Source organism: Polyangium sp. 15x6 (assembly GCF_029960785.1).
Classification (GTDB): domain Bacteria; phylum Myxococcota_A; class Polyangia; order Polyangiales; family Polyangiaceae; genus Polyangium.
In genome coordinates, this window is record NZ_JASBQE010000004.1 from 176,428 (window position 1) to 202,177 (window position 25,750).

The 25,750-nt window shown below is 69.5% G+C and carries 19 protein-coding genes and 1 tRNA gene; 9 read left to right on the top strand and 11 right to left on the bottom strand.

The annotated features are described in order from the left end of the window. Positions 1–148: 148 nt before the first annotated feature. On the bottom strand, positions 149–1,297 hold the full coding sequence (locus tag QHF83_RS05045) for an STAS domain-containing protein (protein WP_282416620.1): 1,149 nt from the start codon (positions 1,295–1,297) through the stop codon (positions 149–151). A gap of 255 nt (positions 1,298–1,552) precedes the next feature. Between QHF83_RS05045 and QHF83_RS05050 the strand changes: the two genes are divergently transcribed. Beyond that, positions 1,553–3,313 (top strand): hypothetical protein, encoded by a 1,761-nt coding sequence (locus QHF83_RS05050; RefSeq protein ID WP_282416621.1) that lies wholly within the window; start codon positions 1,553–1,555, stop codon positions 3,311–3,313. Positions 3,314–3,317: 4 nt separating this feature from the next. Here QHF83_RS05050 and QHF83_RS05055 read toward each other — a convergent pair whose 3' ends face one another. Continuing rightward, complete coding sequence (locus QHF83_RS05055; RefSeq protein ID WP_282416622.1) at positions 3,318–4,076, bottom strand: enoyl-CoA hydratase/isomerase family protein; 759 nt, start codon at positions 4,074–4,076, stop codon at positions 3,318–3,320. Continuing rightward, positions 4,073–5,101, bottom strand: coding sequence for a RimK family alpha-L-glutamate ligase (locus QHF83_RS05060; protein WP_282416623.1), 1,029 nt, complete (start codon positions 5,099–5,101; stop codon positions 4,073–4,075). Before QHF83_RS05060 ends, QHF83_RS05055 begins: the two co-directional genes overlap by 4 nt. Before the next feature lie 192 nt (positions 5,102–5,293). Between QHF83_RS05060 and QHF83_RS05065 the strand changes: the two genes are divergently transcribed. The 4 genes from QHF83_RS05065 to QHF83_RS05080 all read left to right on the top strand — a co-directional run bounded on the left by QHF83_RS05065 (position 5,294) and on the right by QHF83_RS05080 (position 9,621). Continuing rightward, positions 5,294–6,463 carry an acyl-CoA dehydrogenase family protein gene (locus tag QHF83_RS05065; RefSeq protein WP_282416624.1) on the top strand — a complete coding sequence of 390 codons (1,170 nt, stop codon included), beginning with the start codon at positions 5,294–5,296 and terminating at the stop codon, positions 6,461–6,463. A gap of 113 nt (positions 6,464–6,576) precedes the next feature. Further along, positions 6,577–6,649: transfer RNA gene (locus QHF83_RS05070), tRNA-Ala, on the top strand. A gap of 54 nt (positions 6,650–6,703) precedes the next feature. Beyond that, positions 6,704–7,102: a hypothetical protein gene (locus QHF83_RS05075; RefSeq protein ID WP_282416625.1), complete on the top strand. Its 399-nt coding sequence runs from the start codon at positions 6,704–6,706 to the stop codon at positions 7,100–7,102. Between the two features lie 113 nt (positions 7,103–7,215). Next, on the top strand, positions 7,216–9,621 hold the full coding sequence (locus tag QHF83_RS05080; RefSeq protein WP_282416626.1) for a hypothetical protein: 2,406 nt from the start codon (positions 7,216–7,218) through the stop codon (positions 9,619–9,621). 324 nt (positions 9,622–9,945) lie between these two features. Here QHF83_RS05080 and QHF83_RS05085 read toward each other — a convergent pair whose 3' ends face one another. Then, the gene (locus tag QHF83_RS05085) at positions 9,946–10,239 is read right to left on the bottom strand and encodes a hypothetical protein (RefSeq protein ID WP_282416627.1); all 294 of its coding nucleotides are present in this window, start codon (positions 10,237–10,239) and stop codon (positions 9,946–9,948) included. Positions 10,240–10,271: 32 nt separating this feature from the next. Continuing rightward, complete coding sequence (locus QHF83_RS05090; protein ID WP_282416628.1) at positions 10,272–12,071, bottom strand: OmpA family protein; 1,800 nt, start codon at positions 12,069–12,071, stop codon at positions 10,272–10,274. A gap of 96 nt (positions 12,072–12,167) precedes the next feature. Here QHF83_RS05090 and QHF83_RS05095 point away from each other — a divergent pair, with 96 nt between their 5' ends. Together QHF83_RS05095 and QHF83_RS05100 are read left to right on the top strand one after the other, a co-directional pair. Further along, positions 12,168–13,340: a tetratricopeptide repeat protein gene (locus tag QHF83_RS05095; protein WP_282416629.1), complete on the top strand. Its 1,173-nt coding sequence runs from the start codon at positions 12,168–12,170 to the stop codon at positions 13,338–13,340. Next, positions 13,337–15,472 carry a tetratricopeptide repeat protein gene (locus QHF83_RS05100; protein WP_282416630.1) on the top strand — a complete coding sequence of 712 codons (2,136 nt, stop codon included), beginning with the start codon at positions 13,337–13,339 and terminating at the stop codon, positions 15,470–15,472. Before QHF83_RS05095 ends, QHF83_RS05100 begins: the two co-directional genes overlap by 4 nt. Positions 15,473–15,479: 7 nt before the next feature. Here the strand turns inward: QHF83_RS05100 and QHF83_RS05105 are convergent, their stop codons facing one another. From QHF83_RS05105 to QHF83_RS05115, 3 genes are all read right to left on the bottom strand, one after another. Further along, positions 15,480–16,730 (bottom strand): tetratricopeptide repeat protein, encoded by a 1,251-nt coding sequence (locus QHF83_RS05105; RefSeq protein WP_282416631.1) that lies wholly within the window; start codon positions 16,728–16,730, stop codon positions 15,480–15,482. Between the two features lie 9 nt (positions 16,731–16,739). After that, the gene (glmM, locus tag QHF83_RS05110; protein ID WP_282416632.1) at positions 16,740–18,167 is read right to left on the bottom strand and encodes a phosphoglucosamine mutase; all 1,428 of its coding nucleotides are present in this window, start codon (positions 18,165–18,167) and stop codon (positions 16,740–16,742) included. A 278-nt stretch (positions 18,168–18,445) separates the two neighbouring features. Beyond that, positions 18,446–19,159, bottom strand: a complete 714-nt coding sequence (locus QHF83_RS05115; protein WP_282416633.1) for a glycosyltransferase family 2 protein — start codon at positions 19,157–19,159, stop codon at positions 18,446–18,448. A gap of 133 nt (positions 19,160–19,292) precedes the next feature. On the opposite strand from QHF83_RS05115, the gene QHF83_RS05120 reads away from it, so the two are divergent. Next, positions 19,293–21,395 (top strand): MXAN_6577-like cysteine-rich protein, encoded by a 2,103-nt coding sequence (locus QHF83_RS05120; RefSeq protein ID WP_282416634.1) that lies wholly within the window; start codon positions 19,293–19,295, stop codon positions 21,393–21,395. A 158-nt stretch (positions 21,396–21,553) separates the two neighbouring features. On the opposite strand, the gene tssD is transcribed toward QHF83_RS05120, so the two are convergent. Next, positions 21,554–22,057, bottom strand: a complete 504-nt coding sequence (gene tssD, locus QHF83_RS05125) for a type VI secretion system tube protein TssD (RefSeq protein ID WP_281313448.1) — start codon at positions 22,055–22,057, stop codon at positions 21,554–21,556. Positions 22,058–22,407: 350 nt separating this feature from the next. Continuing rightward, positions 22,408–23,247, bottom strand: coding sequence for a MoxR family ATPase (locus QHF83_RS05130; RefSeq protein ID WP_282416635.1), 840 nt, complete (start codon positions 23,245–23,247; stop codon positions 22,408–22,410). Between the two features lie 245 nt (positions 23,248–23,492). Here QHF83_RS05130 and QHF83_RS05135 point away from each other — a divergent pair, with 245 nt between their 5' ends. Next, the gene (locus QHF83_RS05135; RefSeq protein ID WP_282416636.1) at positions 23,493–25,283 is read left to right on the top strand and encodes a hypothetical protein; all 1,791 of its coding nucleotides are present in this window, start codon (positions 23,493–23,495) and stop codon (positions 25,281–25,283) included. Positions 25,284–25,329: 46 nt separating this feature from the next. On the opposite strand, the gene QHF83_RS05140 is transcribed toward QHF83_RS05135, so the two are convergent. Continuing rightward, entirely contained in the window at positions 25,330–25,710 is a 381-nt protein-coding gene (locus QHF83_RS05140) for a response regulator (protein WP_282416637.1), read from the bottom strand. Positions 25,711–25,750: the final 40 nt, after the last annotated feature.

Genomic DNA, 25,750 nt, shown 5'->3' on the forward strand with positions numbered 1-25,750 from the left:
CTCCACGAGGTAAGTCCATAGCGGAGAGCCACCCTGAGGGTGGTCCTCCCGGCCGAGGCAAGAGAGGTCGCGGAGCCCCGGCCGGGGTGCGGACGCGAAATGCGGAGAGGCCCGCCACCCACCTCCTGCCTCGCCCACCTGAGGAGATTCAGACCAGCGCCCCCACGGCCGCATCCGCCTGCGCCTGCGCATGCATCCGCCGGATGCAGAGCCGGAGGCCCTCGCGCAGGTTCGCGCACGTGATCATGCGCGACAGGTCGAGACCCAGGCTCACCACGGTCTGCGCGACGTTCGGCCGGATGCCCGTGATGATGCCCTCGGCGCCGAGCAGGCGAAGCGCGGACACGAGGTTGAGGAGGTGGGCCGCGGTCGCCGTGTCCACGATGTCGACGCCCGTGAGGTCGAGGATCGCATAACGCGCCCCGAGCCGGCAGACCGCCGCGAGCAGGTCGTCCATCACCCGCGCCGCGCGCGCGCTGTCGACGACGCCCACCATGGGGAGCGTGACCACGCGGTCCCAGACCTCGAGGATCGGCGTCTCCAGGTTGCGAATGACCTCCTGCTGACGCTCGATCACATCGATCCGGTTTTGCAGCTCCTGCATGGCACGCTTCGATTCGCTCTTGTCGAGCGACAAGCAGATGGCGCCGCTGATGTCGCCGTCCCCGTTCTTGACCGGGACAAACCAGTTTTCCCAGAGGACGCCGTGCGCTTCGACGACGTAGTACTTGTTCTCGCCTCGAAGGGCGCCCTCGACGCCCTCCTTGATCACGGGATCGTTCGCGTACGCCTTGGGCAGGCATTTGCCGAGCTGGAAGTTCGGCCCGAGGCCGCTCGTGATCAGGCTCTTGCCCTCATTGAATGTGCAATAACCGTCCTGATCCACGGAGGTGACCGCGAGCTCCAGATTGTCGAGGAGCACGCGCAGGATCCGCGCCGGGTCCTTCTCGTTCGGCCGCATGGCCGCCGTGTCCGCGGGCGCGGCGGGGAGGAGCACCGCGTGGATCTCGGGGCCTTCCTTCACCCGGCGCGCGCTGAAGGAGTAGGCCTGGTATGGCCCGCCGGTCCCCCGGAGCCTGCTGACGCCGCGGAGCGATGCGCCGTCCTCCGGCAGGCGCGCCCAGAGCGCCTGGACGTAGTCCCGATCCTCGGGGTGGACGCTCTCCAGGAGCGAACGCCCCGCGGCGCCATGCTCGCCGAAGGCATGCGCGGCCTCCCGGTTCGACCGTGTTATGACACCCTCGGGGCTCGTCACGAAATAGATGCCCGGGCACGCGTCGAGGAACGACTGCAGCATGACCTCTCCCGCCATCATTCGTGCGTATCACCGAGCGTTGCCTCATTGCAATGTTGCAATGTGTATTTCTGGAGACGTCATCACGTTGACGGAAGAGCTGCCATTGGTAGGTGGTATCGCGAGTTTCCGTCATGAAAATGGCAGCCTGTCCGTCGGAATGGTCTCCCCGCGTCCCCGGGGCTCCGCCAGCGCCGGCTTGCAGGCCTCGCTCGCGGGCCCCTTCCCATGCGGCCGCCCTTTCGCTCTCATGTCGAGGTGCGTCCCCAAGCCCTCACCCTCCTCGCGCGTGTCACGGCCGGGATCCTGTTTCCCCTGGTGCTCGGGGCGTCGGGGTGCTGCGGCTGCCCGATGGGCCTGTGCTCGTCGCTGATGAAGGGCCTGCCGGGGCCGGGATCGTCGCCGCCCACGACGGGGCCCTCGCTCGGCGTGGGCGGGGGAGCGGGCGAGGCCGAGGAGGGCGAGCCAAGCGCGCCGCTCGCGCCCGAGGCGGCGCAAGGCGGGCTTGCGCCGAGCCACGAGGACCCGAAGCACCCGCGCCTGCACCCGAGCCGAGGTACGCCGATTCGCGGCGCGCTGAAGTACGAGACCGGCGGCAAGACGCGGTTCGTCCCCCATACGGCGGAGGCCGTGGCGCCGGTGGGCGACGGGTCGTCGTTCCTCGTGGCCGGGGTGACGGGGCTCTGGAGGCACGAAACGAAGAGCCTGTCGAAGCAGGACCGCGTGGTGGCGGAGCGCGTGCTCGACGTCGCGGCGTCGCCGGACGGCTCGCGCTTCGCGGTCGCGCTCGAGGGCGGCGTCGTGCGGGTCGTCGCGTTCCCCAGCCTGAAGCCGATCGAGTCAGCGAAGGTGGACGTGCCCGTGCGGATGCGTTTCTCCGCGGACGGGGCATCACTCGCGCTCGGATCGGAGCGCGACACGGTGACGCTCCTCGACGTCGCGACGGGGAAGCTCGCGGTGCACGACACGGACGAGGACGTGAACGACGTCTTCCCCCTGCCGGATCGGCCCGGGGAGGTCGCGTACGCGAGCGACGACGACGAGTTCGCGATCGTCGACGTGGCGAGGGGCCGCAAGGTGTTCGGCTCGGAGGCGCTCGTGGAGGGCTGGCGGCACAGCAACCGGCCGTTCTTCACGATGCGGGATCAGCAAGCGGTCGCCTTCGATCCAGTGACGAAGACGCTGCTCGGCGGCGGGGACGACAACATGCTGTGGCGGGTCGACGATCTGCGCGGATCCCCTTCGATCCGGCCGCCCATCGAGCTCGGGGGCAACGTCGTGGAGCTCGCCTGTTGCGCGGGGCAAACGGCGGCGGATCGGGCGGTGTACGTGGCCGTGGACGATCTGCGGGTGCGCGCCGTGGCGCTCGACGGGCGGCTCGGGCCGCAGTTCGGGCCGCTCATGAGCAGCGTGGGCTCGTTCAAGATCCGCATCGCGCTCTTGCCGTCGGGCGAGGTGCTGATCGCGGCGGCACAGGCGCTCTTCCGCTGGGATCCGCGCACGGGCGAGGCGCTGCGCGCGACCGATTACGCCGCGGTCTCGCGGCTCGGGGCGAGCGAGCTCGACGCGGACACGGTGCACGTCGTGTGCGACACGTCCGGCTGCGCCGTCCACCGCGTGGCGCACGGCGCGCCAGTCGCCGATGTGGCGACGACGATCCTCGGGGATCTGCCGGGCGAGGGCGCGGGCTCGATCTTCCCGTTCGACGACGGGACACGCGCCCTCTCGACCTCGAAGGGCGGCAAGCTCAGGCTCGTGTATCTGCCGCCCGGCGGTACGCTCGAGGCGCCGATCGACACGCCCGCCGGCGCCGGCGGGACGCACGCCAAGCGCGACGGCGAGACACACGGGTACCTGGACCCAGGGGGCGACGTGTACGAAATCACGAAGAGTCCGCGCGGCGCCCGCAAGGTGGGCGCGGCCCCGGGCAGCGGGTACGTGTCGTCGTTCGATTGGGACGTGGCCTCGAAGCGCTGGCGCGTCGCACGCGCAGGGCAGCCGATCGTGTACGTCCCGTGAAACGCTAGCCGCGCCGCTTGAAGAACGCGTCGAGCGCGGCCCGATGCGCGGGGCCGCCCCAGACTTCGGCGAAGATCGCCCGCTCGCGCTCGATCGCGTCGCCGCGCATCGCCGAGCGGACGGCCAGGAGCGCGCGCTTCTGCGCCGCGATCACGGCGCGGTCGCCGCCCGCGATGCGCCCGATGCGTTCGAGCGCCCGCTCGCGCGACGTTCCTTTCGGCACGACCTCGTTCACGAGCCCGATCCGCGCGGCCTCCTCGGCGGCGATCTTCTCGGCCGAGAACAAGAGCCGCGGGGCCTCGATCGGGCCCACACGCTCGACGAGCCGCGTGAGCCCGCCCCAGGCCGGCGAGAGGCCCATGCGGGCGTGCCGGAACGCGAGCGAGGCGTGGGCCTCGACGATCACCATGTCGCAGAGGAGCAAGAGCTCGCAGCCGCCGCCGTAGACGTCGCCTTGCACCGCGGCCACGACGGGCAGCTCGCTCGTCTCCAGGACCACGAGGTCCTCGTACATGTCGAGCACGCCGGACGGGCCGGTCCCTTCCCGCACGGCGCGGTTGATCTCGTGGAGATCCCCGCCCGAGACGAAGGTCTCTTCGCCCGTCGCCGTGAGCACGATGCCGCGGACCCGAGGGTCGGACGCGGCCGCGCGAATCGCCTCGGCGAGGCGGCGCGTGAGGTCCCGGTCGAGGGCGTTCTTGGTCTTCGGACGGTCGAGCGAGAGGACGAGCGCGTTCTCGGTGGGCTCGATCCGCAGGCTCAAGACGGCGCTCCGCGGACGCGGCCGTTCACGCGGCCGTTCACGCGGCCGTTCAAGCGGGCGGGGATGGGCGGCAGGCGCCGGGGCGGCATGCGCTCGTCGTGGATCACGTTCGTGATGCGCAGGTCGACCTCGCGCTGCGAGATGCGCCCGTGCGTCAGGGCGTACTTCTCGGCGTGCTCGATGATGGCCGAGGCGACGTCGATGCCGCTCGCGCGCTCGATGCCTTCGAGCCCGGGGGAGCTGTTGATCTCGAGGATCTTCGGCTTCTTCTTCGATTCGAGCATGTCGACGCCGGCGACCTCGAGGCCCATCACCTTGACCGCGCGGATGGCCGCGTTGCGGTAGGCGGGCTGGAGCTTGACCTTGTCGCCCTTGCCGCCGCGGTGCAGGTTCGAGCGGAACTCGCCGGGCTTGGCGACCCTGCGCATCGAGGCGACGACCTTGCCGCCGACCACGATGATGCGGATGTCGCGGCCCTTCGATTCGCGGACGTACTCCTGCAGCACGATGTCCTGGCCCATGGCCCAGAGCGTCTCGAGGAGCGAGTGCACGGCCTGGGGGGTCTCGGCGATCATGGTGCCGATGCCCTGCGTGCCTTGCTGGAGCTTGACGATGGCGGGACAGCCGACGAGGGCGAGGGCCGAATCGACGCCGGCGGGGCTCCGGGCGCAGATCGTCGCGGGGACGTCGATGTTCTTGCGGTTCAGGAGCTGAAGCGCGCGCAGCTTGTCGCGGCTCCGGGCGATGGAGACGGCGCTGTTCAGCACGGGCACGCCCATGAGGTCGAACTGGCGCACCACGGCGAGGCCGTAGTTCGTGATGCTCGCGCCGATACGGGGGATCACGAGGTCGAACCGGGGCACGGGGTTGCCCTCGTGGAGCAGGCTCGATCGGCCCTTGGAGACGACGATCTGCAGGTCGAGCGGGTCGATGACCGTGACCTCGTGCCCGCGCGCGCGGGCGGCCAGGACGATCCGGCTGGTCGAATAGAGATTGGCGTTACGCGAGAGGAGGAGGAACCGCATCCGGGGGGACCGAGGCTAGCAGAGCTTGGGGGCGGGGGCGCGCGGTTCCCTCGGCTTCGCAGGGCAGGGTACAGCCTCACATTTCTTCCTCTTGCGTTCGCGAATGTTTCGTGTACGAATCATTTGCGAAACGCCGGGAAATCGTGGGGTGGGAGCGCCCCTCTGGCCGGCAAAAACGAGGAGACCGTGGCCATGTGGCAGCCCTTCACCGAGGAGCACGAGCAGTTCCGGAAGACCGTCCGCGCGTTCGCCGAGAAGGAGCTCGCGCCGCACGCGGAGGAATGGGAGGCGGACGAGTGCTTCCCGAATTGGGTGTTCAAGCGCGCCGGTGAGCTCGGCATCCTGGGCGCCCATTTTCCCGAGGAGCACGGAGGGCAAGGCCTCGACTACTGGTTCAGCGCGGCGAAGGCCGAGGAGCTGCCGCGCTCGCGTCTGGCCGGCGTGACGATGGGCCTGCTCGTGCAGAGCGACATGGCGACCCCGGTGATCAGCGACCTCGGGACGAAGGAGCAGATCGAGGAGTTCCTGAAGCCCGTGCTCGCGGGCGACAAGGTGATCTCGCTCGGCGTGAGCGAGCCCGCGGCGGGCAGCGATGTGGCCGGCATCCTCACGACGGCGCGCAAGGACGGCGACGACTACGTGATCAGCGGGCAAAAGACGTTCATCACGAACGGGACGCGGGCCGATTTCGTGACGCTCCTGGCGAAGACGAGCCCCGACCGCGGCGCGCACGGCTGTTCGTTTTTCCTGGTCCCGACGAACCTGCCGGGCTTCAGCGTCTCGAAGAAGCTGAAGAAGATCGGCAACAAGTCCTCGGACACGGCGGAGCTCTTCCTCGACGAGGTGCGGGTGCCGAAGCGGTACCTGCTCGGCGAGGAGAACATGGGCTTCATGTATCTGATGCAGAACTTCCAGAGCGAGCGGCTGATCGGCTCGGTCAGCGCGCTCGCCGGCGCCTTCTACACGCTGGAGCAGGCGGTCGCGTACGGGCGTGAGCGGGTGGCGTTCGGCAAGCCGATCATCAAGCGCGAGGTCTGGCAGCACAAGTTCGTGGACCTCTACACGCGGGCGGAGGCGGCGAAGTCCTTCGTTTACAAGTGCGTCGACCATTACAACGACGAGCGATACGTCAAGAAGGGGCCGGTCAGCTTCGACACGGTGAAATACATCTCGATGTCGAAGGTGCTCGTCGGCGACGTGGTGGGCGACATCATGGACGCGTGCCTGCAATTCCACGGCGGCTGGGGCTACATCGAGGACTTCCCGATCGCCCGCGCCTGGCGCGACCAGCGGCTCTTCCGCATCGGCGGCGGGACGACCGAGACCATGAAGTACTACATCGCCAAATTGATGGGCTTCTGACCGTCCGGACCGACCCCCCGACCGGAAAAGTGCTCCGGTGTGGGGTAGGTTGCTAAAAAAACAGGAGACAAACGGGCTGGGAGGCTGTAGATACTGCGCCTCCCAAGCACGACGGGGCTGTAGCTCAGTTGGGAGAGCGCCTGACTGGCAGTCAGGAGGTCAGGGGTTCGATTCCCCTCAGCTCCACCGGCACGAAGGACGACGAGGGCGCCGCAGAACACGCGGCGCCCTTCGTCGTTTGTGGGCTCGAAGAGGGACACGAGGCGCTCGGTCCGCGCATGGCGGCTCGCCCTGGCCGGGTACGTGGTGCTGCTCGGGGTCATCTCGGGCCTCGCGTACGCGCGGGGGCTGCCGCTCGCGGTGCTGTCGACGCCGTACCTCGACAAGGTGCTGCACTTCGTGCTGCTCGGCGGAGCTTCGTTTCTCGCGCGGCGGGCCACGGACGACGCGCGCGTGCCGCGGCTCGGGCTGCCGACGGGGCCGGTCGTGGTGGGGCTCGTGGCGACGATCGAGGAGTGCGCGCAGGCGTTCTCGCCGACGCGGACCTTCAGCCTCGGCGATCTCGCGGCGAACCTGCTCGGCGTGATGGTCTTCGGCTGGGTCGGAAGACCACGTCCGCGGAGCTACCGCGGCGATTGACTGCTTTCTCGCGAGGCGTTTACGATCGAGAGGAGATCCAAGCGCGCTCGATCGCACGAGCGCGTGTTCGCGGATCGGCTTCTGGATCCTTTCGACTCGGCGGAGCGCTTGGCATGAGGACTCACTCGATCCGGCGGTGGATCACGGCTGCACTCCTCGCTGGCAGCGTGTCGGCGGCGGCAATGAGCGCGAGCGCGGCCGTGCCCGTGACGATCACCAACCAGGGGCGGCTCTTCGACGCGGACGACGCGCCGATCAACGGCGAGCTCACGGTGACGTTCGCGATCTACGACGCGGCGAACGCACAGACGCCGCTCTGGAGCGAGGAGCACAAGGTCGCCTTCGACGAGGGGTTCTACTCGGTCTCGCTCGGGTCGATCGTGCCGTTCGACAAACTCTTCGACGGTTCGGTGCGGTACCTGGGGATCACGATCGAGAGCGAGTCGGAGCTCCAGCCGCGCGCGCCCATCCAGAGTGTGCCGTACGCGCTGCTCGCGAACGACGTGAACGGGGACATCCACCCGACGAGCGTGACGATCAACGGGACCGAGGTCATCAACAACAACGGGGAGTGGGTCGGTCCGCCGACGGGGCTCGTAGGTCCGACGGGTGCGACGGGGCCGCAAGGTCCGGTAGGCGCGGATGGCGCGGTGGGTCCTGCGGGGCCGACGGGCGCGCTGGGTCCGGTCGGACCGATGGGTCCGACGGGTGCGGATGGCGCGGTGGGTCCTGCGGGTCCAATGGGTCCGATGGGTCCGACGGGCGCGATGGGTCCGGCGGGTCCGATCGGGCCGATGGGGCCAGCGGGCGTGACCGGCGCGACCGGTGCGACTGGCGCTGTGGGTCCGATGGGTCCGACGGGCGCGATGGGTCCGCAGGGGGACGTAGGCCCGACCGGCCCGGTAGGGCCGATGGGCCCGCAGGGTGTGACGGGTCCTCAAGGTGATATCGGACCGATGGGTCCGACGGGCGCGATGGGTCCGCAGGGTGGTGTAGGTCCGACCGGGCCTGTTGGACCGATGGGTCCCCAGGGTGCGACGGGTCCGCAAGGTGACGTGGGACCCATGGGACCGACAGGCGCAATGGGTCCGCAGGGTGGGGTAGGTCCCACCGGGCCCGTTGGACCCATCGGGCCGCAGGGTGCGACGGGTCCCGTGGGAGGGGTGGGACCCACCGGCGCGACAGGTGCAATGGGTCCGCAAGGTCCGATCGGCCCGGCCGGCGCGACGGGCGCCGTGGGTCCGCAGGGTCCGATCGGCCCAGCCGGCGCGACGGGCGCCGTGGGTCCGCAGGGTCCGATCGGCCCGACGGGCGCGATGGGCGCGCAGGGTCCGCAAGGCATCCAGGGTCCGCAGGGTCCGATCGGCGCGACGGGCGCGATGGGTCCGCAGGGTCCGCAAGGCATCCAGGGTCCACAGGGTCCAATCGGCCCGACGGGCGCGCAAGGTCCGCAAGGCATCCAGGGGCCGCAGGGCCCGGCGGGCTCGGCGAACATCAACGGCACGACGAACTTCATCATCAAGTTCACGAGCGCCACGACGGGCGGCAACTCGCAGCTCTTCGACAACGGCACCAACGTCGGCCTCGGCACCAGCGCCCCGAACTCCCCGTTCCACGTCACCTCGGCGAGCACGGTCCGCACGATCTTCTCCGAGAACACGACCACCACCGGCTCGGCGATCGTCGGCATGAACACGGCGGCGGCCGGCACCGGCGGTGGTGCCGGCGTGTACGGCGTGACGAACCAGAGCGGCCTCGCGGGCGTGTACGGCGACAACAACAACACGAGCGGCACCGCCATCCACGGCGCGGGCCAGAACGTCGGCGGCTTCATCCTCGTCGCCGGCTCCGGCGGCGCGTTCACCGGTCAGACGACGGGCACCTATTCGAGGAACCTCTCCTCGGGCGTCGCGCAAGCCGAGTACACCGACAACTTCGGCGACATCGTGCGCGTCAACTTCTGGGACGGCTTCACGAGCTTCAAGATCCAGGGCGTCGGCACCGTCTCGACCACCGTCCTCGACCCGACCGACGACGCAGGCCAGCGCCGCGTGACCCTCTACGCGCCCGAGGCGCCGGAGGTACTCTTCGAGGACTACGGCGAGGCACGGCTCGAAAACGGCTTCGTCCACGTCGAGCTCGACCCGATCTTCACGGCCAACGTCCAGGTCGACGAGCGGCACCCGCTGCGCGTGTTCATCCAGCTCGAGGAAAACGAGCAAACGCGCGGCGTGGTCGTGAAGAACAAGAGCGCGACAGGCTTCGACGTGGTGGAGCTCGGCGGCGGGACGTCCAACATGCCCTTCCAGTGGCACGTCGTCTGCAACCGCGCAGACGAGATCACGCCGAGCGGGCGCCTCTCCCACTACGCAGATCTACGCTTCGGAATCGCCCCGGAGCCGCTCGCGTCGAGCCCCGCGCGCGTTGATGTGCCGAGCACGCAGGGCCCGAGCACGCTCGCAGATCCGTCGCACACGTGGCTGCAAGCGCTCCTGCCACTCATGCGCAACGGGCGATAGCGCCGCGCCGGGGCTCTGCCCCGGGCCCCGCGGGGGCTGTTCGCCCCTCGACCCGAACCAGGGCAAGCCCTGGACCTTTGGTGGAAGAACTGCGCGATGCGCAGTTCTTCCAACGGGCCGGTGGCAAGACCATGGACAGCGTTGCCAGTCACGGCGGTCTTGGCTGGCAAGACCGCCGCCGGTCTTGCCACGGGCCTGTTCGATGAACTGCGCATCGCGCAGTTCATCGACCCCGGGTCCAGCGCTTGCGCTGGTCCGGGTCCAGGGGCGGACAGCCCCGGTGGGGCCTGGGGCAAAGCCCCAGCGCAGCGGCCACGGAGGGAATCAGGGCTCTTGCGTGGAGCCGGGCATGCCGCCGTTCAGGCGTTTGCCCTCGGGGAGCTTCTGCACGCTCTGCGGCGTCGGCTGGCCCATCGTGTAGATGAGCTTGTACTTGCTGTTTCGCGCTTGCGTGCCGGCGGCGACGATTTCTGTCCCGGGGTGGCCCTGGGCTGCGACGGGGGGCGTGTGGTCGTCCTTGTCTTCGACCTCGAGCAGCCCGCCTGCGTCGCAGCCCAGCGCGCCCAGCACCGCGAAGATCGCGAGGGATCCGACCGAGAGACGCGCGAGGGAAGCCATGCGTCGATTCTAGAGCTGGCCTCGGGCGAGGTTCAAGGCTCTCTTTTCTTGATGATCACGAAGTTCGCGCGGCGATTCTGCTGGCGGCCTTCCTTCGACTCGTTCGATTCGACGGGCACCGACGCGCCGTAGCCTTTGGCCACGAGCTTCTCGGGTGGGATGCCGCGCTTGATGAGCCAGGCGCGCACCGAGTCGGCGCGGCTCTGCGAGAGGATCATGTTGTACTCGTCGGCGCCCATTGCGTCGGCGTGGCCCTGGACCTCGATGAGCTCGATCTCGGGGTGCTGGAGGATCGCGTCGCGGACCTCGTGGAGGAGGTCGTCGCTCATCGGATCCACCGTCTGGTATTGGCTCGATTGCCCGAACCGGAAGCGGATCTGGCGCCGGATCACGATCTCTTTGTGCGTGACCTCGACCTTCGGGCAGCCGTTGAGCGAGGCTTCCTCGTCGGGTTTTCCAGGCACGTCGGGGCATGCGTCCGTCTTGTCGGGGACCGTGTCCGCGTCGCGATCGGGCGGGCAGCCGTTCTTCTTCGGATCCTCGTTCGGCACGCCGGGATCCTTGGGACAGGCGTCGACGACGTCGCGGATGCTGTCGTCGTCCGTGTCGGGCGGGCAGCCGTTTTTCTTGGGATCCGCGCTCTTCGGGCCGGGCTCGCTCGGGCAGGCGTCTTTCGGGTCGACGATGAAGTCGTTGTCGGTGTCGGGCGGGCAGCCGTTTTTCCTGGGATCCTCGTTCTTCGGGCCGGGCTCGCTCGGGCAGGCGTCCTGTTTGTCCGCGATGCGATCGCCGTCGGCGTCGGGCGGGCAGCCGTTTTTCTTCGGATCCTCGTTCGACGGGCCCGGCGTGTCGGGACAGGCGTCGTGTTTGTCCGGGATGTCGTCGCCGTCGGTGTCCTTGTCGGCCGGGGCCGCCTGCGGCTCGTAGCCGATGCTGCCGATCGCGGAGAAGACGGGCGTTCCGTAGCCCTGCGTGAGGCCCGGGCCCGCGGCGGCGCCGACGACCAGGAAGGGCAGCGGGCGGAGCTTGGCGCCGAGGAGGAGCTCGGCCGAGACCGGGGACGCGACGGAGATCCGCGTGTCCGGCGTGTCGAGGAGGACTTCGCGCGCGAAGGGCGTCGAGAGTGAGAACTCGGGGCCGATCTGGAAGAAGTCCTGGCCGAAGACCACAGCCGCGCCGGCGCGCGCGTCGAACGTGTGCGGGCGGGCCGAGGCGCGCAGGGTCGTGCCGAGCGAGACGCTGTAGAGGAACCGATCGACGCGGCCGCCCAGGACGACGTGGGGTTCGCCGCGGACCGCGCCTTCGGCCGCGTAGCCGCTCGGGCCGGTGGGCGCGACGAGATAGCCGCCGAGGCCGACCTGGAAGGCGCCGCGATCCGCGCCGAAGAGGCGCACGCGCGCGCCGATGCGCAGATCACCGACCTCGGCCGATTGCGGCGAGGCGAACGGCACGCCGAGGACCGTGGGGCTGTCGCCGCCTTGCGTGAGCGCGAAGGGCATGTCGAGCGAGACGAGCAGCCGATCCCAGAGCGCGAGCGAGGCGTTGACGTGCAGGAACGTCTGTTGCGAGACGATGGCGTAGCGGGTGTCGCCGTCCTGGATCGAGAGCGGGCGGAGGCCGAAGTCGACGACGGCCTTGGCGCGGGGGACGAGGTGTCCGCCCACGCCCGGGGAGGGGACGCCGAAGAGGGCATCGCCCGCGACGGAGGGCTGGAAGCGCTCGAGGGCGCCGGTCACGCTCGCTTCTTGCGCGAGCGTGGGGCGCGCGAGCAGAAGGAACGCGGCCCCGGCCAGGACCGACCGAGTCCGCCCCAGGCGGCGATCGAGGCGCATATCCGCAGAAAACCCTGACCACGCGTGAGCTGTCAAGCTGCGCGGCAGACGCGACGCTTCCGCGAGGGCGACCCGGCGGAGTACAACGGCATGCCGATGGATCGCCGAACCGCCGCTCGCGCCGCGGCTTGCCAAGCCGCCTTGCGGCCCCTCCTGCTGGTCGCGGCGCTCGCCGGGGGGTGCGACGCGCTCCCCGACCTCGCCGTGACGCACCTCGATCGGGGCGATCGCGCGCTCGCGGAGGGTCGGTACGGGGAGGCCCTCGCCGCGTACGCCCACGCGCACGAGCTCGCGCCGCACGATCCGCGCGTGCAACGGGCGCAAATGCGGGCGCGGGTCTCCCTCATGGCCGAGAGCCCCGCTCGGGTCGCCGCGGATGCGCTGGAAGACGTGGCGTACGAGGCGGAGTTCTTGCGGCGGACGGAGAAGGACGTCGACGCAGTTTGCCTGACCGCGCTCGGCAACGTGCTCGCGCGGCGCGGGGACCGGGAAGGCGCGCGGCTGAAGTTCGCCGAGGCCGTGAAGGCCGACCCGAATTCGTACGCGGCGCACGCGGCGCTCGGGGCGCTGCTCGTCGGGAGGCCCGAGGCCGCCGCGGAGGCGAAGGCCGCGCTGGAGCAGGCGCTCGCGCTCCGGCCAGGCGCGTCGGGGCCGCTCGCGGGGCTCGGGAAGATCAAGCTCGCCGAAGGGGACGTGCCCGGCGCGATCGAGCGGTTCGTCGCGGCTCTGAAGGCGGGGGACGACTTCGGAACGCGGCTCGCGCTGGGGAATGCGCGGCTTCAGCAGGGCAAACACGTCGAGGCCGCGGCGGACCTTTCGCGTGCGGTGCAGATGGATCCGCGGAGCCCGGAGGCGCTCGGTTTGCTCGGGCAGGCGCTGCTCGGCGCGGGGAAGCTCGACGAGGCGGAGCGGGCGCTGCGCGCGTCGCTCGAGCTCCGGCCGGAGGCGGGGACGTCGATCGCGCTCGGGTTCACGCTTTCGCGGCAGAAGAAGTCGCTCGAAGCGCTCGACGTGCTCGAAAGGGTGCTCGCGGCCGATCCGTTCGCGCCGCCGGCGCTCTTCGGCGTGGGCATGGCGAACCAGGACCTCGGGCGCACCGAGCAGGCGCTCGCCGCGTTTCGACGGCTGCTCGCGCTTCCGCTCGAAGGCCCGCAGAAGCAGGCCGTCGCCGACCTCCAGCGAGAGGCGAAAGGCCGCGTCGAGGTGCTCGTCGCGGCGCAGGAGAAGGCCGCGTCCGCCGAGGAGAAACCTTCGAAGGCGAAGCGATGACCGCGCGCTCGCTCGGGGCGGCGCTCGTGAAGTTCGTCCGGGCGTACGCGGTCCTCCTCGGGATCGTGGGGCTCGGGGCGGCGCTCCGGATCGGGTGGAACGACGTCGCGACGTATGCGCCCGCGGACGAGGCGTACTACGTATCCGCGACGCAGTTCCTGGAGCGCGAAGGGTTGTCCGCGTACCCGCGGCTCGTCGCGGCGCACCTCGAACGCGCGGATCTCGCGGCGTCCCCGACGCCGCTCCGGTGGGGCTACTTCGTGATGACCACGCTCGCGTGCGCCGGGGACGCGGCGTGCGGTGGCCGTACGCTCGCGTGGCTCTCGACGATCGCGGGCGTCGTGTCGATCGTCTTCACGTACCTCGTCGGCGCGCGCCTCTTGAGTCCACGCGCGGGGCTCGTCGCCGCTGCGCTCACGGTGACGTCGCCGCTCCAGCTCGCGCTTTCCCGACGCGCGCTGCAGGACGAGGTGTACTGCGCGGTCTTCCTGGCCGCGTCGTGGGCTCTCGTCCGGCTCGCGCAGGACGAACGCGAATCGCTCGGTGAGCGATGGCGACCGATGGCGCTCTTTGCCGGTCTCGCGACGCTCGCGTTCGCCGTGAAGGAAGCGTTCGCCTTTCCGTATGCGGCCCTCGCGGCTGCGACCGTGCTCGCCTTCCGCGCGCGCCTGCGCACCGCCGACGCGCTTCTCTTCCTGGTCCCGCCGGCCCTGTTCTTTGGGGGCTTCCTGTTCCTCGGCCGCGACGCCTCGGCCTTCTTCGAGCTCGTCCGCCTCACGCGGGCCTCGTTCCTCGACGCGTACGGCATCCAGTACCAGAGCGGCCCGCCGCATCGGCCCCTCGTAGACCTCTTCGTGCTCGCGCCGATCGTCTGCGTCCTCGGGGCCTTCGCGCTCGCGCGTCTGGCCGAGCGTCCGCGCGAGAACCGCGGCGCGCTCTGGCTCGCGTCCTTCCTGTTCGTCTCCCTCGCCGCGTTCGCGGGCCTGCCCAAGAACCTGCGGTTCCTCGTGGTCCTCGACCCGATCCTCCGCCTGCTCGCCGCGTGGGCGATCGTCTCGTTCCCCTGGGCCGGGCGCGCGCGCGGGGCCGGGTTCGCCGCGGTCTTTCTGATCCCGTCGGCCGTGCTCGAGCTCGCCCTGTTCCACGAGACGTTCGTCACCTTTCGCACCTATGATCCCACCACGTACGATGTCCTCCGCGCGCTCGGCGCCCTGCCCGGTCCCGCCGCGCGCGCGAGCTCGAGCGCCTTCCCGCTCGTCTTTTTCGCGGCGCTCGGGGCCCTCCTCGTGGGGCTCGTCGTCCGGAGGAAAGTCGCCGTGACGGAAACCCCGACCAACGAAGAAACCACGGACGAACAGGCCGCCGAGAAGACCGCCGCAAAACCCGCCGCACGCGCGCCGAAGCCGGCCGGCGGCTCGGGCTTCGCCGCCTTCTGGCTCGCGGCCGTCGTGGTCGCCGTCCTTTCGACCTTCATCGCCTGGAAGGCCTCGATCCCGATTCCAGGCGGAAAACCAGGCGGCGTGGGCCTTCCGGCCGCGGCGCCGAACCCGCGCGCCGCTGCGCCCACGCGGAGCCCAGGTGCGCCGGCGGATCCGATGACGCTCGGGCTCGACGCGCTCTACACGCGGAACGATCCCGTCCTCGCGGCGGCGCGGTTCCGCGAGGTGCTCGCGGAGAACCCCGATCATTACGGGGCGACGTACCAGCTCGCGACGGCGCTCGAGCAGGCCGGGGATCCGCGCGGGGCGCGGCCGCTCTGGGCGAAGATGGCGACGATGGCCGACGCGCTCGGCGACACGCAGACGGCCGAGCACGCCCGCGCGCGGATGGCCGCGATCGACGAGCGGCAGAACGGCTTGGCGCTCGACGATCCGACGGCCTCGATGCAGCTCGGCCTCGACGCGCTGTACAACAGGAAAAACCCCGAGGCCGCGGCGGCGCATTTCCGCGCCGTGCTCGCGCACCATCCGGATCACTACGGCGCGACGTTCCAGCTCGCGACGGCGCTCGATCAGGCCGGCAGGCCCGCCGAGGCGCGGCCGCTCTGGACGAAGATGCTCGGCATGGCCGAGGGCATCGGCGACACGAAGACGGCCGAGGCCGCGCGCGCGCGGCTGGCCAAGAACCCTTGAGCTCCCACTATTGGAGGCCCAACGATCGGGCGAGCTCGGCGCCGCGCGGGTCCGCCGGGTGCGCCTCGCGGAGCTTCTGCGCGTGGTGCTTGGCTTCGTCGACCACGCCGCGGCGGAACGTGAGGAGCGCGAGGTTGTAGCGCGCGTCCGCGAACGCGGGGTCCGCCCGCAGGGCCGCGAGGTAGGCCGAGCGCGCGGCGTTGTAGTCGCCGCGGCGATCGGCCACGAGCCCGAGGTCGTACTGCGCCTCGGCGTCGCCCGGATCGGCCGCGACGATCGGGCCGAGCACCCGAGCAGCCTCGTCGAGGTCGCCCTTCACGAGCGCGGAGGAGCCGACGAAGAGCGCGGCGCTCCGGCCGGCGCCGAGCTCGACGGCGCGCTTGGCCTCTCGCATCGCCTCGGCGTCCTTGCCCTGGCCGGCGAGCGCGAGGGCGAGCGCGTACCTGAGCCGCGCCTCCGGGCCGCCCAGGGCGAGGGCGCGATGAGCCTCCTCTTCGGCCCGCATCGCCTGACCGCTCGCGCCGAGCGCCTCGGCGTGGAGCGCGCGCAGAGCGCCATCCCCGGGGCATGTTGCGTGCGCGGCGCGCGCGAGCTCGAGGGCTTGCACGAAATCGTGCGCGCGGATGGCGATCTCGGCGCGCTCGCCCTGGCAGCGGCAGCTCCCGGGGTGCAGCCGCAAGCATTCGTCGGCGATGGCACGCGCAGCGAGGAAATCCCGTGATCCGAGCGGCTTTCGCGTGAGCTCGCCGATCGCGCGAGGGTGCTCGCCGTCGCGGCGCAGAGCTTCCCACCACATCTGCGCGGGAGAGGCGAGCCACGACGACGCGGACGCGAAGACGAGCGCAGACGCCGTGAGCACGGCGAGCGCCGCGAAGCGCCGCGCATGACGCGCGCGAGGGAGCTTCTTCGCCGCGAACGTCGAGGCCGCGAGCGTGATCGAGGCCCAGGCCGGGACCGCGACGAACACGACGCCCTGGCCGAGCGGCGCGCGGCCCTCGCGGAAGTAGAGCGCGGCGCCGAGCGAGGCCGCGACCGCGACCCACGCGAGCGACGCGCTCCACGCGAAACCACGCTCTCGCCCGCCCCACGCGCGAAGTCGTACGGCCCCGTAGAGCACGGCCGCGAGCAGAAGCACGGCCAGGATGGCCGCGACGATCGGGTTTCCGGGAGGGGAAGGCTCGGGCGACGAGAGCGGCGGCGCGAGCGCGAGCAAGAAGAGGCGCGCGGCGCGCGTCACCACGTCGAGCAGGAGGATCACGCGTGGAATTTACCCCGCCGCGCCGCTCGACACGTCACTCTTCGCGGCCTCGACGATCTCCTGGGCGTACCGGGCGATCAGCGCCTCGTCTTCGCCCTCGACCATCACGCGGAGCTTCGGCTCCGTGCCGCTCCAGCGCACGAGCACGCGGCCCTTGCCGCCGAGCGTCTTCTCCACGCGGTCGACGACGAGCCGCATCGTCTGCATCGACTCGAGCGGCATGCGCCGCACGAACGTGGCGTTCTCCAGCACCTGCGGCACGCGCTGCATCGCCCGCGAGGCGAGCTCCGAGAGGGGCTTGCCCGACTCGAGCATGATCGCGAGGACCTGCAGCGCGGCCACGATGCCGTCGCCCGTGGTCGCGTGGTCGAGGAAGATCAGGTGCCCCGACTGCTCGCCGCCGAAGCTGTAGCCGCCGGCGCGCATGGCCTCGACGACGTACCGGTCGCCGACCGCGGTGCGCTCGACGCGGCCACCCTCGCTCGCGAGCGCGCGCTCGAGGCCGAGGTTCGACATGACCGTGCTGACCACGGTGCCGCCCGGCAGCTTGCCCTGACGGAGCAGGCGCAGCGCGACGAGCGCCATGATCGCGTCGCCGTCGACGATCTGGCCCTTCTCGTCGACCATGATCACGCGGTCGGCGTCGCCGTCGAGCGCGATGCCGAGCGCCGCGCCCTTGCGCACGACCTCGGAGGCCACGTGGTCGGGGTGCAAGGCGCCGCAGTCGCGGTTGATGTTGCGGCCGTTCGGCTTCACGCCGAGCGGGACGACGTCCGCGCCGAGCTCGCTGAAGACGAGCGGCGCGACCTTGTACGCGGCGCCGTGCGCGGCGTCGCAGACGAGCTTGACGCCGTCGAGCGAGAGCTGCGCGGGGAAGGTGTTCTTGCAGAACACGACGTACCTGCCGCGCGCGTCTTCGAGCCGCATGGCGTCGCCGATCGCGGCGCCGGTCACGCGGAGCGCGTCGAGCTCGCCGCCCTCCATGAGCCGCTCGATCGCGGCCTCCTCGGCGTCGGGCAGCTTGAAGCCGTCGGGGCCGAAGATCTTGATGCCGTTGTCGCCGTACGGGTTGTGGCTGGCGCTGATCACGACGCCGGCGTCGGCGCGCATGCTGCGGGTGAGCTGCGCGACGGCCGGGGTGGGGATCGGACCGCTCAACATGACGTGACCGCCCATCGCGCAGATGCCCGAGGCGAGCGCGGTCTCGAACATGTAGCCGCTGAGGCGCGTGTCCTTGCCGATGACGACACGCACCTTGCGACCCTTGCCCCGGCGCGCGACGAACGCGATGGCGCGTCCGAGTCGCAACGCCATCTCGGGCGTCATCGGCGGTTCGTTTGCGGTCCCACGAATACCATCGGTCCCGAAGAGCTTGCGTCCGCTGCCCTTGGTCAAAGGCTCTTGCTCCTTTTTCCTGGTCGACTTCGTCCTGGCCACGCCGCCACGCTAGCCGCGGATGGGGCCGAACGTTAGCCCCTAGATGAGGCGTGCGTCGGTGAAATCCACCGGCCGGCGTGAGGCGGCGGGTTCGATGACGGCTCGGAGAAACGGGTTGTTCGGGAAAGGACGATTCTCAGGCGGGCGGACGGAGCGTTGGGCACGCACGCCTCGATCGGGTCGTCCGCGCGCCCCGTGCAGCAAGTCGACGCCCATCGCAATGAGGACGCGACAGTCGAGGCATACGTCGAGCAAAGAAGCGGTTACGTGACGGTCCTTCAGCGCGCCGCAATGCGTCGATACGCCACGCGACCCACGACGTAACCAATCGTGAAGACGTGCCACGGCCGAAGGCCGCTCGCCTCGCCGCGATACACGGGTTTCACGGGGACCTCGTGAATGCGATGCCCATGACGTGCGAGCGTGCCGAGCAGGTCGTTCGGGTATCCATACCGCGCCCACATTCCCTCGCGGAGCAGGCAATCCATCGCCGCCGCGCCGATCGCGGTGTAGCCGCACTGGCTATCCGATAGCGACGGTAATCCCGCCGCGTGTCGCGTCATCCAGGCGAGCGCCGAGGTCCCGAGGAGCCGGTGGAGCGGCATGTCTCTCCACACGGAAGGGTGGCGCAAGCGATCACCTTTGACGTAATCGGCCTCGCCCCGCGCGACGGGGCCGACGACGGAGGGGAGATCGAGCTGATCCATCTGCCCGTCGCCCGCCATCACGGCCGCGACGTCGGCCGCGAGCACCCGCGCCTCGCGATACCCGGTCAGGATGGCCGCGCCGACGCCGCGGTTCTCCGGGTGTCGCACGACCACGAGGCGTCCGTCCCCCGCGGCGCGCGCCGCGGCCGAGGTGGCGTCGTCGCTCGCGTCGTCCACGACCACGACATGGTCCACGAACGAAGGTACGGACCGCACCGTATCGGCAATTCGATCCTCTTCCCGGAAAGCCGGGATGACCACGACGATGCGCGCACCAGAGAACACGACGCGACGCCTTAGCGAAACGGAGCCGCACTTTCAACCCATCCGCGAAAACGTGCCCCGCTCCGACAAGAGACGCTCGCCGGGAGGAAACTCTGGTAAGGAGGTCCTCCCTTCCAAACGGGGGACCCCTGGCATGGCGAAAAATTCCAGCGTATCCAATCTCGTATTCAAAAACGCGACGCTCGCAGCGCTGCTCGCCGTGGGATCGGCAAGCGCGTGGGCCGGGTGCGCGACCAGCACCTCGGACATGTCGCCCGGCGGCGACGGGGGCAGCGGCGACGGCGCGTCCGGCGGGCAGGGCGGCTCCGCGGGGCAAGGCGGTATGCCGGGGCAGGGCGGCGCGGGGATGGGCGGCGCAGGGCAGGGCGGCGGCTCGGCCTGCGGGCCCGGCACGACGCTCTGCGGGGACGCCTGCACGGTCCTCGCGTTCGACCCGAAAAACTGCGGCGGTTGCGGAAATGCCTGCGCGGCCGGCGAGGTCTGCTCGGTCGGCCAGTGCGGGATCACCTGCCTCGGCGGCACGACCCAATGCAATGACACGTGCGTGGACCTCCAGAACGACCCGAACAACTGCGGCGCGTGCGGCACCACGTGCCCCGAGGGCCAGGTCTGTTCGGCGGGGCAATGCGGGACGTCGTGCGTGGGCGCGACGGTCTGCAATGGCTCCTGCGTGGACCTCGACACGGACCCGGCGAATTGCGGCGCGTGCGGGTATACGTGCCCCGCAGGCCAGGTCTGCTCGATCGGGCAATGCGCGGTGACCTGCCTCGGCGGCTCGGCCCTGTGCGGGTCGAATTGCGTGGATCTCGATACGGATCCGGCGAATTGCGGCGCGTGCGGGAATGCGTGCGCGTCGGGGCAGCTCTGCGCGGCGGGCATGTGCGTGAGCATCGGCGAATGCAATGCGCCGTTCCTCTTGTGCGGGCAGCTCTGCGTCTCGCCCACGACGGACCCGTCGAACTGCGGGTCGTGCGGCAACAAGTGCGCGGCCGGCTCGTCGTGCGTGGACGGGAGCTGCCAGGTCTGCGACAGCACGACGACGGACTGCGACAACGACGGCTGGCTCGCGAGCGAGGGGGATTGCTGCGACAAACCCGGCCTCTGCGGCGCCGAGCCCGAGAAGGTGAATCCGGGCGCGATCGAGGTCGTGGGCAACGGCATCGACGACAACTGCAACACGAAGACCGATCTCTTCGACCTGGAAGACACGGTCTCCTGCGACGACGGGCTGGCCTCCGATTCGTCGTCCGCGACCGATTACGCCAAGGCGCTCGGCATCTGCCGCACGACGACGGAAAACGCCCAGAAGCCGGAGAGGACGTGGGGCCTGCTCAGCGCCAAGCTCCTGCGCGCCGACGGTACGGAGCTCGGGGATCCGAGGGCGGCGTCGATCCGCCAGGGCTTCGGCGGCATCTCGCCGGCCGTGCTGGAGGGCAAGAGCGCCGTCGTGCTGTCGAGCGGCATCGCCTCGGACGCGACACAGACGAACCCCGGGCCGAACGGCGGCGCACCGAACGGCTTCAACGTGTCGACGTCGCACACGCCCATCAGCAACGTGCTGATCTCCGGCGGCGGTGATTTCTCGGTCAAGGATTGGTTTGCTACGCCAAACCTTCCGCTCAAGCCCGCGAACGGCCTGCCCGACTCGCCGGGCTGCAACGCGAGCAACACGCCGGAGGCCGAGGACTCGGTCATGCTCGTGCTGCGGCTGCGGGCGCCCACGAATGCACGGGCATTCTCGTTCAACTCGTACTTCATGTCGGCCGAGTACCCGGAGTTCGTCTGCACGAGCTACAACGATCAGTTCATCGCGCTCGTCGACACGCCGAGCGGCGTGCCCTCGCCGACGCCGAACCCGGTCGACAAGAACCTGATGACGTTCACGAAGGGCAACCAGAAATGGCCGATCGGCATCAACATCGCGCAGGGCACGGATCTCTTCGCCGTCTGCGACTCGCAAGCCGCGTCGCCGACCTGCTGGGATACGAGCGTCAGCGCGACCTCGTGCTCGCTCGGCTCGACGCAGCTCATGGGCACGGGATTCGAATCGGACGGTGATTGCCTGATCGGCGGCGGCACGTTCTGGCTGACGACCGCGGGTAACGTGGTCCCCGGGCAAATCGTGGAGATCCGCATCGCGCTCTGGGACGTGGGCGACTCGTCGTACGACTCGCTCGCGATTCTGGACGGCTTCCAGTGGCTCTCGGCGGCGACCCTGCCCGGCACCGGCGGTTGATGGGCCCAACGTGGGGGGCTCCGGTCCGGTCGGCCCCCCACGTCCCCCGCCGCTCGCCTTCACTTCGCTGGGTCGCCGGGGTTTTTCCGATGGATACAAAATGAAAACGGGCGGCCATTTGGCCGCCCGCTTTCGTTTGGCTGGGCGTTAGCCCAACATCAGACGAGGGGGGTCTCCCAGTCGTCCTCGGCCGTGATGCCGCCCTCGGTCCACGTCCAGATGATCTTCTGGTACGTGAACGCGATCTCCTCGTACTCGGCGTACTTCATGAGATCGGGGTTCCGGTTGTTCGGCATGCGGAAGTTGATCGACGCGATGTTCGCGTTGATCAGGCGCACCGTGTAGTGGTTCACCTCGGTGCCGACGCCCTGCTGCGCCTTCACCTGCGGCGTGTAGTGCTTGAGCTCCCACTCCGAGATGTTCTCGTTGTTGACGAGCGAGCTGTAGAGCAGCGGCGACGCCTTATCGAGCTCCTTCGTCACGATGAAGGGCTTGTGCATGCGCTTGCCGGTCGGCAGGCCGCTCGCCGGATCGCGGGGGCTCATGATCTCGTGCGAGACCGCGATGACCATGATGCTGTTCTCGCGACCCTTCTGGGTCACGGAGCCCTTGATCTCGCCCTGCTTCTGCCCCTTCAGACGGAGATACGCATTGAGAGCCATGGTGCTAACCTCTTCCGTTTGGTCGCGCCGTCCCCTGGACTCAGTCTACGCCTTATTGCGCGCTGGCAGATGACGGTCTCCCAGCCGAACCCGGAGATCCGAAAACCTCCGCGTACGGTCTTTCGGCTTTCCCTCGTTTCCGCGCCGGCGTCAAGCATCTTCGTGCCGGGCTTTCGAGGGGCGCCGACCAGACACCATTGCAGTCATCATGCCACCCCGCAGACGACAAAAAGACGCAGCCAGGCCGTACGGCTACCGTGTCATTGCGCGGATTCAGGGGGAGGGTGGGGCAAAAAGCCTGGATCTTCGATGCCCCACCATGGGGAAAAGAAGATCCAGGATGCGGCGCGTCAGGAGCGGTATTTGCGGCCGCCCGCGAGCTGATCGGCGTAAGCGACGAGATCCTGCTCTTTTTTGAGCAGCGCGCCGAGGAAGGGGAGCGCCTGTTCGAGCTTCACCTCGTCGATGCCCGCCTTGCGGAGCGCGGCGATCCAGTCGATGAGCTCGCTCGTCGACGGGCGCTTGCGCAGCCGCGACATGTTGCGGATCTCGTAGAACACCGAGAGGACCTGATCGATCAGCGCCCGCGCGAGCTCCGGGTGGTGCACGTTCACGATCTGCCGCATGAACTCGCGGTCGGGGAAATCGATGAAGTGAAAGACGCAGCGGCGCAGGAACGCGTCCGGCAGCTCTTTCTCGTTGTTGCTCGTGATGACGACCACGGGCCGCTCCTTCGCGACGTACTCGTCGCCCGTCTCGGTCACGCGAAAGCGCATGCGATCGAGCTCGTGGAGCAGGTCGTTCGGGAACTCGAGGTCGGCCTTGTCGATCTCGTCGATGAGGAGCACGACCCGTTTGTCCGAAGCGAGCGCGCGGCCGAGGGGGCCGAGCTTGATGTAACGGCGGATGTCGCGCACGTCGCCGTCGCCGAAGCGCGAGTCGTAGAGGCGCTGGACCGTGTCGTAGACGTAGAGCCCGTCCTGCGCACGCGTGGTGCTCTTGACGTGCCAGGGGATGAGCTCGGTCTCGAGCGTCTGGGCGATCGCCTCGGCGAGCAAGGTCTTGCCCGTGCCAGGCTCACCCTTCACGAGCAGGGGGCGTTCGAGCGCGAGGGCGCAGTTCACCGCGGCCTCGAGGGATTCGTTCGTCAGGTAACCAATCGTGCCGCGGAATCGACGAAACTCCGTCATGGACGGGAAGCTAAAACATCGTCTCGCCCGACGGAACGACGTTTTCCCCAATGCGTGCGGATTCCGCGAAGCGAAAGCGATCGCGGATCGCCAATGCACACATTCGCGCCCAGTGCAAGAAAATTCGGTAAATTAATGCTTGACTTCCCCTGGTGGGTTTGCTCTCTGTCTCGCACGGACCGTTGGGCCCGCTGCGAGGTTCGCCGCGGCACCCGGGGGTGCTTGTCGTGGCAGCCATGGTGGACGTGAAGAATCAGGCAGATGCGCTCCCCGAGGACGCGCCCGAGGACGGGCGTATCAGCGAACCCGGACCGAGCGCCGTGGACGAAGGGCCTTCCCCGGAGGTCGAGTCGTCCGAGCGCGACGCCGAGCGCGGCGATGCCTCTCGGGACGCAGATGCGCGCCCTCGGCGAGCGCCGATCGAGCGCGCGCTCCGTGCGCTCTTCGGTCTGACGATCGCCGCGTGCATCGGCGTGATCGCGCTGAAGGTGATCGCGCACTTCGATGTGCGCACGTTATGGGACGACGCGTACATCTTCCAGCGATATGCGCACAACGTGCTCCATGATGGGCGCATCGCCTGGAACCCGGGCGGCGCGCCGACGTATGGGCTGACATCGCTCGCGTTCCTGGTCGTGAACGTGCCGCTGCTCGTCGCGACGCGGGGAAACATGAGCCTCGCGGCGATCCTGTCGAGCCTCCTGCCGGGCGTCGCGCTCATCGTGCTGCTCGCGTGGCTCGCGAAAGAGGCGGCCGGACGCAGGATGGCGGGCGTGGCCATCGGGCTCGTCTTCGTTTGCCTCGCGCGGTCGACGTTCGCCGACCACTTCGTGAGCGGGATGGATACGACGTTCGGCCTGTGTTTTGGCGCGACGTACTTGATCGTCGCCCACCGGCTTTCGACCGCCCCTTCGAAGCGCCTCGTCTGGGCGCTCGGGGTGCTCGGAGGGATGTCGTTCCTGATCCGGCCCGAGCTCGCGACGATGGCCGTGCTCGTGCCGCTGTCTTTCGTGGTCTTTTCGAGGAGCCCGGAGGAGCGCCGCGGCGGGGTCGTCGCGCTCGGCGTGACGTTGCTCCTCCTCGCCGTGCATCTCGCGGCCTGCCGGTTGTATTTCGGGACGGCGCTGCCGCTGCCCTTCTGGGTGAAGGGGACCGAGCACTACGGCGCAGGGTTCGCGCGGGCGTATCGCGGCGACAACACGAAGCTCTTGATCCCGTGGCTCGGGTCTTTCTGGCCGCTCTTCGTCCCGACCGCGGTGGAGGTGCTCTCCTCGCCGCGCGCGTTCCTGAAGAAGGCCCCCGCGATCGACAAGGCGCTCGTCGTCGCGGTGATCTTTCTGCTCGGATACACGTGGCTGGTCATGACGCAGATCATGGCCCAGGCGCAGCGGTTTTATTATCCGCTCGTGCCGCTGCTCATCTACCTCGCGTCGAGCAGCCTCACCCGGCTTTGGGCGCTCGCACCCAGGCAGGCGGCGCCCTCGCACACGGGCGCGCTCGTCGCCGCGGGGGCGCTCGTGTTCGCGTTATGGGACGTCGCGCCCTCGTTCACGACGGCCGGCAAGGATCTGCTCGGCGCGGCGCTCGGCGGGTCGATCGGCCGGTTCGACATGCAAAAGCACGTGCTCGAGCAGGGGCCGCAGGGATACTGGTTCAAGCTCGATCGCTTCGCCGCCCTTCCGGACGACACCGTCATCGCGACGACCGAGGTCGGCTTGCTCGGCGCGCTGAATTCGACGAAGACCGTCGTCGATCTCGCGGGATTGAACGAGCCGCGGTTCGCGCATTCTCGATTCTCGGCCGAGACGCTGTTCACGGTCTGGAAGCCGGACATCATCTACATGCCTCATCCGGATTACGAGGAGATGACCGAGGGCATCCAGCGGCACCCCGCGCTCGCGGATTACGACGTGTACACGAAGGGGCAGATCCAGACGAGCTCGTTCGGCGTCGCCATTCGAAAGAGCAGCAAGTATCACGCCCAGATGGACGCGATCGTGAAGGAGAGACGCCGCCCGGGCGACGGCAAGCGGTGAGCGGCTCCGGAGGCGCGCGGTTTGCACCGGCGCGCAAGGCGTGCGTTCACGTGTCCGTCCGAAGGAGCTCCTTCGCGAAGGCCGGATAATCGAGCGGCTTCGTGAAGATTCGTGGCTCGGGATCGAATGCCTTGGCGCGGGCCGCGACGATCTCGGGATAACCCGTCACCATGAAAATGGGCAGCGTGGGGTTGCAGGAGCGCGCGTACTTCGCGACGGCGATGCCGTCGGCGTGCGGCATTTGAATGTCCGTGACCAGGACGTCGGGCGCGGGCGCGCGCGAGAGCCGCCCGATGGCGTGAGCGCCGTCGTGCGCCACCTCGACGTCGAAGCCGTCCTCGCGAAGCATCCGCACGAAGACACGCGCCGAGCGGATGTCGTCGTCCACCAGAAGGACCAGTCGCCGCGGCTTCGTTTTCACGTCCACGCGCGGGGCACCTACAAACGCCGTGCCACCCCGACCGCTT

What these genes read in the sequence shown, in the direction of transcription:
- QHF83_RS05045 (WP_282416620.1), bottom strand. Translation starts at nt 1,297, where the DNA reads ATGCTGCAGTCGTTCCTCGACGCGTGCCCGGGCATCTATTTCGTGACG.
- QHF83_RS05060 (WP_282416623.1), bottom strand. Translation starts at nt 5,101, where the DNA reads ATGCGGTTCCTCCTCCTCTCGCGTAACGCCAATCTCTATTCGACCAGC.
- QHF83_RS05065 (WP_282416624.1), top strand. Translation starts at nt 5,294, where the DNA reads ATGTGGCAGCCCTTCACCGAGGAGCACGAGCAGTTCCGGAAGACCGTC.
- QHF83_RS05080 (WP_282416626.1), top strand. Translation starts at nt 7,216, where the DNA reads ATGAGGACTCACTCGATCCGGCGGTGGATCACGGCTGCACTCCTCGCT.
- QHF83_RS05085 (WP_282416627.1), bottom strand. Translation starts at nt 10,239, where the DNA reads ATGGCTTCCCTCGCGCGTCTCTCGGTCGGATCCCTCGCGATCTTCGCG.
- QHF83_RS05090 (WP_282416628.1), bottom strand. Translation starts at nt 12,071, where the DNA reads ATGCGCCTCGATCGCCGCCTGGGGCGGACTCGGTCGGTCCTGGCCGGG.
- QHF83_RS05095 (WP_282416629.1), top strand. Translation starts at nt 12,168, where the DNA reads ATGGATCGCCGAACCGCCGCTCGCGCCGCGGCTTGCCAAGCCGCCTTG.
- QHF83_RS05100 (WP_282416630.1), top strand. Translation starts at nt 13,337, where the DNA reads ATGACCGCGCGCTCGCTCGGGGCGGCGCTCGTGAAGTTCGTCCGGGCG.
- QHF83_RS05120 (WP_282416634.1), top strand. Translation starts at nt 19,293, where the DNA reads ATGGCGAAAAATTCCAGCGTATCCAATCTCGTATTCAAAAACGCGACG.
- tssD (WP_281313448.1), bottom strand. Translation starts at nt 22,057, where the DNA reads ATGGCTCTCAATGCGTATCTCCGTCTGAAGGGGCAGAAGCAGGGCGAG.
- QHF83_RS05130 (WP_282416635.1), bottom strand. Translation starts at nt 23,247, where the DNA reads ATGACGGAGTTTCGTCGATTCCGCGGCACGATTGGTTACCTGACGAAC.